The following is an 11,899-nucleotide window of genomic DNA, read 5'->3' on the forward strand; positions in this document are numbered from 1 at the left end:
CACGGGCACCTGGCGCGCCACGGGCCCCCTGCTCCGGCCGCGCAGCGGGCACACTGCGACGCGGCTGCACAACGGCAAGGTGCTCGTCGCGGGCGGCTACAACGATGACAACGGCTACCTGATGCCAGCGGAGCTGTACGACCCGGCCACGGGCACCTGGAGCCCGGCGGGGGCGCTGGCCACGTCTCGCGACTCCCACACGGCGACGCTGCTGCCCGACGGCAGGGTGCTCGTCGCGGGCGGCTACTACACCGCGACGGCGGAGCTGTATACGCCCCCCTCCGCCTCCTCGGCTTGGGCCACGACGGGCGCGCTGGCCACGCCGCGCACCTGGCACACGGCCACGCTGCTGAAGAACGGCAAGGTGCTCGTCGCGGGCGGACACAAGGACGGGCTCAACGCCCAGGCGAGCGCGGAGCTGTATGACCCGGTCACGGGCACCTGGAGCCCCACGGGCTCCCTGGCCACGCCGCGCAGCTGGCACACGGCGACGCTGTTGAACAACGGCAAGGTGCTCGTCTCGGGCGGACTCACCAACGGGACGGCTGTCTTCACGGAGGCGGAGCTGTATGACCCGGCCACGGGCACCTGGAGCCCGGCGGGCGCCATGGCCTCGCCTCGCTTCTGGCACACGGCTACGCCGCTGCCGGGCGGCAGGGTGCTCGTCTCGGGCGGCTACGAGGATGGGAGCGGCGCTCTCGCGGAGGCGGAGCTGTACGACCCGGCCACCAATACCTGGAGCGCCGCCGCCCCCATGGCCTCCGCTCGCAGCGGGCACACGGCGACGCCGCTGCCGGGCGGCAGGGTGCTCGTCGCGGGGGGAACCGGCCAGGGCAACCACTTCGCGGAAGCGGAGCTGTACGACCCGGCCACCAATACCTGGAGCGCCGCCGCCCCCATGGCCCTGCCCCGGGCCTGGCATACGGCGACGCCGCTGAAGAACGGCCGGGTGCTCGTCGCGGGGGGAGCCAATTACGTCAGCGGCTACTTCGCGGAGGCGGAGGAGTACGACCCGGCCTCGAACACCTGGAGCACCACCGCCCCCATGCGCTCCGCTCGCGGCGAGTACGCGGCGACGCTGTTGCCCACCGGCAAGGTCTTCGTCTCGGGCGGCTACAACTACGACAGTGGCACGCTCGCGGCGGCGGAGGTGTACGACCCGGCCTCGAGGACCTGGAGCGCGGCCGGCACCCTGGCCACGAAGCGCAGCGGGCATACGGCGACGCCGCTGCCCAACGGCAAGGTGCTGGTCTCGGGCGGCTACAACCCGACGAACAGCTACCTCGCGGCAACGGAGCTGTACACGCCCGGAGCGCCCTCCGCCTCCCTGGGATGGACTCCGACGGGCTCCATGGTCTCGCCCCGCGTCGAGTACGCGGCGACGAGGCTCTCCAACGGCAAGGTGCTCGTCTCGGGGGGAATCGGCAGGAGGGGCCCCATGGAAACGGCGGAGGAGTACGACCCGTCCACGGGCGCCTGGAACGAGACCGCCTCCATGACCGAGCCTCGCTACCACCACATGGTGACGCCGCTGCCTGGCGGCAAGGTGCTCGTCTCGGGAGGACAAGGCTTCAGCGGCCACCTCAAGTCGGCGGAGGTATACGACCCGGTCTCGAGGACCTGGAGCGCAACCGCCTCCATGGCCGAGTCTCGCTACGAGCACACGGCGACGCCGCTGCCCGATGGCAAGGTGCTCGTCTCGGGGGGACAGAACAGCAGCGGCTACTACGTCGCGTCGGCGGAGGTGTACGACCCGGCCACGGGCACCTGGAGCGCGACGGCCTCCATGGCCGTACCCCGCTTCGGGCACACGGCGACGCTACTGCCCGACGGCAAGGTTCTCGTCTCGGGGGGATATGGCGACGCAGACTCCGCCGCGACGGCGGAGGTGTACGACCCAACCACGGGCACCTGGAGCGTGACGGCCTCCATGGCCGAACCTCGCTTCCGGCACACGGTGACGCCGCTGCCCGACGGCAAGGTGCTCGTCTCGGGGGGCTACGGCGACAGCGGCTATCTCGCGTCGGCGGAGGTGTACGACCCGGTCTCGAGGACCTGGAGCGCGACGGGTGCCATGGCCTCGCATCGCTTCTGGCACACGGCGACGCCGCTGCCCGACGGCAAGGTGCTCGTCTCGGGGGGACAGGGCGACGAGGGCTCCCCCGTGACGGCGGAGCTGTACGACCCGGGCACGGGCACCTGGAGCGGCACCGGCGCCCTGATCTCCGCCCACTACGGGCACACGGCGACGCTGCTGCCCAATGGCAAGGTGCTCGTCTCGGGAGGGTATGGCGATAGCGGCCCCTCCGTGGCGGCGGAGCTGTACGCGCCCTGAGCTCCGAGAGTCACTGAACCCACTGACCGCTTCATCCCCTTCACATCAACCCCGAGGACTGCCTCATGAAAAGGATAGCCACTCCCCTGATGCTGACGCTGTGTCTGGCGCTGCTCGCGAGCTGCTCCACCCCTCCTGACACCGGTACCGGCGCGGCCCAGCTCGCCGTCTCCGTGCCCCAGGCCCTCTCCGCCTCCGTCGCCCGCGTCTCCGTCACCGCCATCGCCGCCGACTTCCCCTCCGTCTCCGTGGACCTCGTCTCCTCCGGCGGCTCCTGGGGTGGCACGCTCGGCAACATCCCCGCTGGCGCCAACCGCTCCTTCCTCGGCCAGGCCTTCGACGCCTCCGGCACCCTGCTCTTCCAGGGTTCCGCCTCCGGCGTCTCCATCTCCGCCAACGAGACGGCCCTCGTCGCCATCACCCTCCAGCAAGTCAACGCTCCGCCCCCCTTCCAGAACGAGGCTCCGGTCATCAAGTCCCTGGCGGCCTCTTCCACCTCCGTTCCCACGGGCGGCTCCTTCACCCTGACGGCCACCGCCCAGGATCCCAACCCGGAGGACACGCTCACCTACTCCTGGAGCGCCACCGCGGGCGCCTTCTCCTCGACCACCGCGGCCTCCACCTCCTGGACGGCGCCCGCCACCATCGGCCTGCAAACCCTCACCTTCACCGTGACGGACTCCAAGGGCCTCTCCTCTTCCATGTCCCTGCGCATCAACGTCACCCCGAGCGCGGTGCAGGGCAATGCGCAGTTCTCCATCTCCTTCAACAGCTTTCCCCAGGTGAGCGCCCTCGACGCCTCCTCCACCCAGCTGGTGATCGGGCAGACCACCTCCGTCTCCGTCTCCGCCTCGGACGTGGATGGCGACAGCCTCTCCTACGCCTGGAGCGCCTCCTGCACGGGCACCTGGGCCAGTGCCTCCTCCAGCTCCGCCCAGTTCACACCCACCGCGCTGCCCACCGGCGCCTGCAACAACTGCCGCCTGACGGTCTCCGTCTCCGATGGGCGCGGCGGGCAGACCGCCGGCACCGTGGCCCTGTGCATCAGCGCCACGCCTGCTCCCCAGCACTTCAATCCGGTCATCCTCTCCGCCACCGGCTCCTCGGGCCTGGCTTCTCCCGGCCAGGTGCTCACCTATGAGGTGGTGGCCAGCGACCCCGAGGGCACCGCGCTCTCCTTCTCCTGGGCCGCCAACACCGGCACGCTGGGCACCCCGGCCACCAGCGCCACCTCCAGCGGCATCAGCTGGACAGCGCCCGCCTGTGTCACCGCGGGCACCCCTACCCACCTCACCGCCACCATCACCAACGCCTTCAACCAGACGACCACGAAGAGCTTCTCGGTGACGGGGTTGCCCGTCTGTGCCAGCGGTTGGGCCACGACAGGCTCCCTGCGCGAGCCTCGCACCAACCACGTGGCGGCGCTGCTTCCCAACGGCAAGGTGCTCGTCGTGGGAGGCTTCGGCATGAGTGGAGGCGTGTCAACGGAGGTGTACGACCCGGCCTCGGGCTCCTGGAGCGCCACGAGCCCCATGAGCTCGGCTCGTATCTACCACACGGTGACACTGCTGGCCGACGGAAAGGTTCTCGCCGTGGGAGGAGATCCCTCCATTGGGGGCAAGCCCCTGGCGTCTTCGGAGGTGTACGACCCGGCCTCGGGCACCTGGAGCTACACGGGTCCCATGGCCACTGCTCGCGACGGCCACACGGCGACGCTGCTGCCCGACGGCAAGCTGCTCGTCGCGGGGGGATACAACGACTACTACGGCGTCTTCGCGAGGGTGGAGGTGTACGATCCGGCCTCGGGCACCTGGAGCGCCACCGCCAACATGTCCACGGCTCGCTACTACCACACGGCGACGCTGCTTCCCAACGGCAAGCTGCTCGTCGTGGGAGGCTCAGGGAGCGTCAAAGCCCCGACAACGGCGGAGCTGTACGACCCGGCCACGGCCACCTGGAGCGCCACGGGCGCCATGATCTCACCTCGCAACGGCCACACGGCGACGCGGCTACCCAACGGCAAGGTCCTCATCGCGGGAGGAAGTAGCGACAGCGGCTATCTCGCGAAGGCCGAGGTGTACGACCCGGCCACGGGCACCTGGAGCGCCACGGGCCCCATGGTCGCGCCGCGCAGCGGCCACACGGCGACGCTGCTGAACAACGGCAAGGTCTTCATCTCGGGGGGATACAACGGGACCTCGACCATCTCGGCGGGGGAGGTGTACGACCCGGCCACGGGCACCTGGAGCACCGTCGCCCCCAAGACCACGTCCGCCAGGTCCCCCGCGGCGACACTGCTGCTCAACGGCAAGGTCCTCCTGTCGGGGGGCTCCAACGGCCCCGCCGTCGCGACGTCGGAGCTGTACACGCCCTGAGCCCGTGAGCCCTTGGGCTTCATGAGCCCCGCCCCGTGACGTCGTTGACGCTCGCGGGGCGCGTCACTAGGGTCGCGGCCCCTCCAGGAGTGAACCGCTCATGAAAGTTTCCGCCATCTTCAATCCCGCGCGCTGGCGCGAGGTGGACGGCTTCAAGTTCGAGGACATCACCTACCACCGCGCGGTGGACCAGGGCACGGTGCGCATCGCCTTCAACCGCCCCGAGGTGCGCAACGCCTTCCGCCCCAAGACGGTGGACGAGCTGTACACCGCGCTGGATGACGCGCGCATGACGACGGACGTGGGCTGCGTGCTCATCACCGGCAATGGCCCCTCGCCCAAGGACGGCGGCTGGGCGTTCTGCTCGGGCGGAGACCAGCGCATCCGCGGCAAGGATGGCTACAAGTACGAGGGTGACGAGGCCAACAAGCCGGACGTGGGCCGCATGGGCCGGCTGCACATCCTCGAGGTGCAGCGGCTCATCCGCTTCATGCCCAAGGTCGTCATCGCCGTGGTGCCCGGCTGGGCCGTGGGCGGCGGGCACAGCCTGCACGTGGTGTGCGACATGACGCTCGCCAGCAAGGAGCACGCGCTCTTCAAGCAGACCGACCCGGACGTGGCGAGCTTCGACAGCGGCTACGGCTCGGCGCTGCTGGCGCGGCAGGTGGGCCAGAAGAAGGCGCGGGAGATCTTCTTCCTCGGCCTGAACTACACGGCGGACCAGGCCGCGGCCATGGGCATGGTGAACGCGTCGGTGCCGCACGACCAGCTCGAGGAAGTGGCCCTGGAGTGGGCGGGCCTCATCAACTCCAAGAGCCCCACCGCCATGCGGATGCTCAAGTACGGCTTCAACCTCCCCGACGACGGGCTGGTGGGCCAGCAGCTCTTCGCCGGTGAGGCCACGCGGCTCGCCTACGGCACCGAGGAGGCGCAGGAGGGCCGCGACGCCTTCCTGGAGAAGCGCGAGAAGGACTACAAGCGCTTCCCCTGGCACTACTAGAGGTGCGCCCCGCGCGGCCCGCGACGGCCGCGTGCGGAAGCCGACAGGTGCCTCGTCCTCCCGGGCACCTCGCCGCTCCGAGTCACCCGGCTTAACTCACCCCATTGTTGTCCGGCGGGGAGGGTCGACATGGGAGGACGAAGGGCCCAGGGGGCGGTGGGGTGGGCCCGGCGGCTGGTGCCGGCACTGGCTGTCGTGCTGCTCGCCGTCGGGTGTCGCCGGGACAAGGGCGAGGAGTTCGCGGTGGTGCCCGTCCAGCCCGCTCCCGCACTGGAGGCGCCTCGGGCCTCGGGTGAGCTGTTCCGGCTGAGCGAGCAGCGAGGCAAGGTGGTGGTGCTGTCCTTCGGCTACACGGCCTGCCCGGATGTGTGCCCCACCACCCTGTCGCAGCTCCAGCGCCTCCATCGCCGACTGGGTGCCGCCGCGAAGGAGCTGGAGGTGGTCTTCGTCTCCGTGGACCCCGAGCGGGACAGCGCGCCCCAGCTCGAAGCGTACGTGCACGCCTTCCACCCGCGCTTCACGGGCCTGCGCCTGGACGCGGAGGCGCTCGCGCCCGTGCTGTCCTCCTGGCGCGTCACCGCGTCCCGCCGCTACCCGGATGCCGCGCGCTACCGCCAGCGTCCGATCACCAGCAGTGACTCCTATACCGTCGATCACACGGGGGCCTTCTTCCTCGTCGACAAGAAGGGCGCGCTGCGCATGCGCCTGCCCTACACGGTGCCCGTCGAAAGGTTGCAGGCGGAAGTCGCGCGGCTCCTCTCGGAGGAGGGCGCGGCGGAAACGGGAGTGCGGGTGGAGAAGGCGCGCGCGCGGCTGACGCCGGCCCAGGTGGGTGCCGTCTATCTCTCGCTGGTGAATCCCTCCGGGCGGGAGGATCGGCTCCTCGGCGCGGAGTCCGCCACCGCCGGGCGCGTGGAGCTGCATGAAGTCATTGCCCAGGGGGAAGTCCTGCAGATGCACCCGAGGCCCGAGGGCTTCGTGGTCCCAGCGGGTGGCCGCGTCGAGCTGGAGCCAGGGGGCAAGCACCTGATGCTGTACGCCGTACAGGCCTCGCCAGAGAGCATCCCCCTCACCCTCCACTTCGAGAAGGCGGGCACCGTCCACCTCACTGTCCCCGTCTCGCCGCCGGGCGTGGACGAGCCGTAGTCACCGGAGGCCACCATGCCTTCCTCCTCGGAGACGCGAGCCCCTCCGCGACACCACACCCGCCTGGGCCAGGTGGCGTGCGGGCTCGCGTTGCTCGTCACCCTCATCGGAGGCGCACTGGCGCTCCGCGCACGGGCCACGCAGCCCCGCAGGGAGGCCGAGCTGAGTGGGCTCCGGCTGCGACTGGTACGAGCCGTCTGGCTGCACGAGCCGACGGACCATGGGGACGCGGCGGCCCTCCCCGCCCTGCCAGGGGCACCGACGCAAGGGCAGCGCCGCCTCGCCGTGGAGCTCACGGTCTTCAACCCGCGCGGGCTCCCGGTGGACTTCGCTCCCCAGGAGCTGCTCCTCACCGAGGCCACGACGGGCGCGGTGTGGCGGCCCTCGACGGGAGGCTCCGCCGCGCACACCCTGCGCCCCGCGGAGTCGCTGTCCGTGACGCTGGGCTTCGACGTCCCGCCCACCCCTGCCCTCCTGCGCCTGGAGTGGGCGCGCGGCACGGAGCGCGCGGCCCTCCTCTCCACCCGGCGCCCCCGGAGTCCCAACGCGGAGCCTCCAGGGTGGCCCCGGCGCGTGGAAGAGCTTCCTCCGGGCAATGCCTCCGCGGGCTCGGACCTCTTCCATGGCCGGCTCGCCTGCACGTCCTGTCATGGCAACCCGGCGGAGCCGCAAGGCCCCCGCATCGGGCCCGCGCTCGGCGACTTCGCCCGGGTGGGCGCCACGCGCGTCGCGGGCCTGAGCGCGGCGCAGTACGCCTATGAGTCCCTGCTCGACCCGGGCGCCTTCATCGCTCCCGAGTGTGCCGGACAGACGCCCTGTGCACGCCCCAGCACCATGCCCCTGTATGGAGAGACGCTGTCACCGCAGGAGATGGCGGATCTCATCAGCTACCTCGTGACCCCGCGGACCCGGGAGTGAGCATGGCTCGCAACAGGTGGGTGCTCGCCGTCCTCCTCACGCTCGGCCTGCTCGGCTGGGAGTTGGGCCTGCTGTGGTTTCTCTCGGGCGAGCTGGGCCCGCTCACGGGGGCGCTGGGTGCTCGGCTCGCATGGGACGCGGCGCTCCTCCTGCCCGTGTGGGTGGCGGCCCTGTTTCTCACCCGCCCGCGCGAGGGCCAGGCCAGGACCACCGTGGAGGCGGCCTCCCTCCTGTCCTTGTGCTTCCTGCTGCTGATGCTGCCCGTGGCCGCCGGCCGCAGCCTCCTCCAGCGTCAGCTCGCGCGTCCTCCCGCCCCGGAGGCGTCGGTGGACCAGCCCGTCTCCGTGACGCTCCAGGACACAGGCGATGAGGGCCGCTTCCTCTGCGCGGCGGTAGGCTCGGACCTCTCCGCCGCCCAGGAGGAGCCGGACGGCGGCTCATGGGTGGAGACCGCCTGGGCCGGAGCGAGGGACGTGCTTCTGCTCCAGGTGCCCGTCTTCCCCCTGACGTGGCTCCTGCTGCGCCGACGCCCGAGGACCGCCACCTCGGGCACACGGGCTGCCCTGTCACCGCTCGCGCTGCTGGTCGTGCTGGGAATCATCTGGGGCCGGGAGTCCGACGGAGGAAGCCCCCTTCCGGGCGAGCTTCCCCTCCAGGAGTCGGAGGGCGGATGTCCCACGGGGGCGCCGGTGAGGACGTACGCCGTGGCGGCCGTCTCCGTCGACATCCCGCTCAATGCACACGGGGACCATGTCCCCCAGGGCCTCATGTACGCCCTGGAGGAGGACCTGCCGGCCATCCAGGAGCGGAAGAGCGAGGCCATCCAGCCGCTGGTGCTGCGCGCCAACCTGGGGGAGTGCCTCGTCCTCCACTTCACCAACCGCCTGTCCACCGGGCCCGCGGCCCTGCGCATCGAGGGACTGCGCACCACCGCGAGGGGAGCTGGCCAGGGGGGAGATTTCGTCCCCAGCGCGTCCGTCGCACCGGGGCAGCGCCTCACGTACGTCCTCCCGCTGCCCGAGACTCCCGGGGCGGAGGGCGCCTACCTCCTGCATGACTCGGAGGACGGGGGCGAGCGGGAGGTGCGCGGGCTCTTCGGCGCCCTGCTGCTGGAGCCCGCCGGCGCCGTGTACCGCAGCACCACCACGGGCGAGCCGCTGAAACACGGCGGCGGCTGGGAGGCCCTCATCGACGTCCCCACGGGCCAGGACTTCCGGGAGGTGGCGCTGCTCTACCACGCCATGGGCCCCCCGGAGGTGGCGGACGTGCGCTCCGCCAGCGGCGAGCTGCTGCCGCTGCAGGACGAGATGGCGGGCCCCTTCCGGCCCGGCGCCTTCGGGCTCAACTACCGCAGTCAGCCCAACTTCGAGCGGGAGGACTCCCCGCCGGACGAGGACGACGAGACGCCCCGGGCACGGGTGGCCCCGCCGCTGCTGCGCTCGTACCTGGGCGAGCCCGTCAAGCTGCGCGTGGTGCACGCGGGGAGCGCGGAGTTCCACGTCCACCACCTGCATGGAGGCAACGAGCGCCGGGGCCACCGGGCCGGGCAGGCACCGGCCTCCCCCTTCGAGCAGCCCCAGTTCCTGAGCCCGGGGAGCGGGCTCACCCTCACCACCGAGGGGCCAGGAAGCGTCCCCGCGTCCGCGGGGGACTTCCTCGTGCACTGCCATGTGCCCAACCACTCGGCGGGCGGCGAGCGACTCACGTGGCGCGTGTTCTCCGCCCGTCAGCCCCACCTCGCCCCCCTGCCCGGCCAGAGCCCTCCTGGCCCCTGATTCAGGGAACGGCGGTGCCGTCGAAGAAGGTCTTCGCGCGCGCGACGGCCGCCAGCCCCACGTCTCGGCCGAGCCGACGGCCCACGAAGTCATCCGGCTCGATGTGGATGCCGCCCCACAGGCGCGACTGGCCGGCCTGATCCGCCGCGTCGTAGTAGGTGGCCCACTGCAAGCGGATGTCCGTCGACGGGCCCTTCTCGAAGGTGAGGTAGGCATTCCGGCCCGCCACGAACTCGCCCAGGCCGCCCGGGAAGTACGCGCTGCCGGTGAGCGTGGTGAGCACCTCGGCGGCCGAGCGGCTGAAGGTGCTGTGGCCGGAGATGAAGCCCGGGAAGGCCGGCGTCACGAAGGTGCGGAGCTGGTAGGGAATCCACTCGACGGCGCGCACCCAGCCGCTGCCACCCACCTCGTTCTTGCGATCACCGGGCTCGCCGCGCCACGCGTGCACCGCCACCTGCCCCTTGAAGCGCGACAGGTGCGCGTGCCGCTGCCCCGGCGCCGCGCTCTCCGCGGTGATGAGCTCGATGAGACCGGGCACCAGCGGCAGGCCGTTGGCGTCGTAGGACGGGCTTGACGGCTCCGACGACTGACCCAGCTCGCCCAGGTAGCGGACGAAGGAGATGGGCCGCCCGGTCACGAACTGGCGCTTGATCTCCCACGCGGTGATGGCCGCGTCGTGCACGGCGCCGTTGAGCGCGAGGTACACCTTCACGTCCCACTCCAGTGGATCCACCTCGGAGCCCGTGCCGAAGAGGCGGCGGCTGAATCCGGGCGCATCCGCCACCTGGTTGGCGAGGACGTTCCAGTGCCCCGGCGGCGTCTCGGACTTGGGACCGTCCGCCCAGAACTCCGCGAGCACGCGACCGAAGTCCCCGCGCTTCACGCGCTGGGGCGTGTACGGCGTCCCGGTGATCGGGTTGAGCGCATGGCCCTTGCCATCGTTGGTCCCCAGGCTGTTGTTGCCGGTGGAGGCGGGAGACAGGTCGATGAGCTCATCACTGCCGAGCAGGCTCGACTTGCGGATGACGTCCACCACGTGGGCACGCAGCTCGGGGCCGAACACGGGAGCCTGGCCCGGGTCGTGGTACAGCCCGCCGCCCGCCGGCCGGGTCATGGCGAACGGGACGACGTTGCGCCAGTGCGCGCCGATGTAGCCCTGCACGCCGGCCTGGGTGTCGATGCCGTTCTGGGTGACGGACACGGCCAGGTTCAGCGGCTGCCAGAGGTTGGGGTCCGCCAACCGCACGCTGACCTCATCCACCACCAGGGGCGAGTTGACGAAGTTGAAGCCCGTGGTGTCCGCGTAGTCGTTCTGCTCATTGGCCCCGTCATCGGCGCCAAAGCCGATGATGAGCTGGGCGATGCGGTTGCCCAGCGCGCGAGGGCCGTCACCGCTCGTCGTCGTGTCGTTGGGGTCATAGCCGAGCTTCCGCATGAAGCCCGTGAAGCAGGCGGCCGAGACCTTGCCACCGATGGCCGACGTGTAGCGGTGCGAGAGGACGCGGTAGGCCGCGTAGCTGATGGCCTCGGCACGGGCCTGGGCCACGTCGGAGGCGGTGCGCTTCTCCCGCAGGAAGGTGCCATCCGCGGTCGCGTCATAGGCGGCCCAGGCGTCCCACATGGCGGCGGACACATGGTACAGGTTGCGCGCGTGGACGGTGGGGCGCGGGATGTCGCGCCGGATGGCCCCCATGAGCTGCTCGTTCCAGCGCCGCGCGATGGAGCCCGAGGGCTTCGGATCCACCTGCTCGGCCGGGCACGTGGCCGGCTGCGTGTTGCCGGGCTCGGGCACGACCGGCGCTGGAGCCGAGGGCACCGCCACGCCGAAGTGACCGATGGCCCCGCCATCCAGCTTGAGGGTCTGGGCGTTGCCCCCCACGGTCCACAGGCCGCCTCGCGGATCCATCCACGCGCCCTGCAGGGACTGCACGCCGAGATCGAGCCGGTGATCCACCACCGTCCACCGGCCGTTCTCGCGGCGGAGCACCTGGCCATTGGCGCCCACGGCGTAGCCCGTCCCGTCCGCCGCGAGCACCACGTCCTGAACCACCTGACAACCCGAGGGCGTCTTGTCCTCGAACTGACCGGAGGAGGCGTTCAGCTCGAGAATCCTGCCGCTCGTGCGACCGCCCACCACCACGACCATGTCGCCCGTGCCATGCACGGAGGTGAGACGCACCGGGGTATGGGTGGCGAGCACCTCGAAGGGTCCACCGTCGCGCGAGCGGAGCACCATGCCCTGATCGCCCACCACGTACACGTCGCCCTTGCCGTTGCCCCAGACCTTGAAGAAGGGCGGGATGTCTCCGTCCACGAAGCGAGGCAACAGCTCGTAGGGAAGCTCCAGCTC

General features: G+C 71.2%; 7 protein-coding genes. 6 read left to right on the plus strand and 1 reads right to left on the minus strand.

Annotation, left to right across the window (positions count from 1 at the left end; genetic code table 11):
• From VF697_RS41485 to VF697_RS41510, 6 genes are all read left to right on the plus strand, one after another.
• Positions 1–2,335 (plus strand): kelch repeat-containing protein (locus tag VF697_RS41485; RefSeq protein ID WP_331104030.1); only part of this gene is annotated, 2,335 nt, incomplete at its 5' end.
• 65 nt (positions 2,336–2,400) lie between these two features.
• A complete protein-coding gene (locus VF697_RS41490) occupies positions 2,401–4,710 on the plus strand; it encodes a Kelch repeat-containing protein (RefSeq protein WP_331104032.1) in 2,310 nt (769 codons plus the stop codon).
• A 100-nt stretch (positions 4,711–4,810) separates the two neighbouring features.
• Positions 4,811–5,710 (plus strand): 1,4-dihydroxy-2-naphthoyl-CoA synthase, encoded by a 900-nt coding sequence (locus tag VF697_RS41495; protein WP_331104034.1) that lies wholly within the window; start codon positions 4,811–4,813, stop codon positions 5,708–5,710.
• 129 nt (positions 5,711–5,839) lie between these two features.
• Complete coding sequence (locus VF697_RS41500; RefSeq protein ID WP_331104036.1) at positions 5,840–6,856, plus strand: SCO family protein; 1,017 nt, start codon at positions 5,840–5,842, stop codon at positions 6,854–6,856.
• A gap of 15 nt (positions 6,857–6,871) precedes the next feature.
• Entirely contained in the window at positions 6,872–7,774 is a 903-nt protein-coding gene (locus VF697_RS41505) for a c-type cytochrome (protein WP_331104038.1), read from the plus strand.
• 2 nt (positions 7,775–7,776) lie between these two features.
• Positions 7,777–9,549, plus strand: a complete 1,773-nt coding sequence (locus tag VF697_RS41510; protein WP_331104040.1) for a multicopper oxidase domain-containing protein — start codon at positions 7,777–7,779, stop codon at positions 9,547–9,549.
• Position 9,550: 1 nt separating this feature from the next.
• Here the strand turns inward: VF697_RS41510 and VF697_RS41515 are convergent.
• On the minus strand, positions 9,551–11,899 hold a 2,349-nt coding region (locus VF697_RS41515; protein WP_331104041.1), incomplete at its 5' end, for a vanadium-dependent haloperoxidase.

It is taken from the genome of Archangium sp., from assembly GCF_036388035.1.
Classification (GTDB): Bacteria; Myxococcota; Myxococcia; order Myxococcales; family Myxococcaceae; genus Archangium.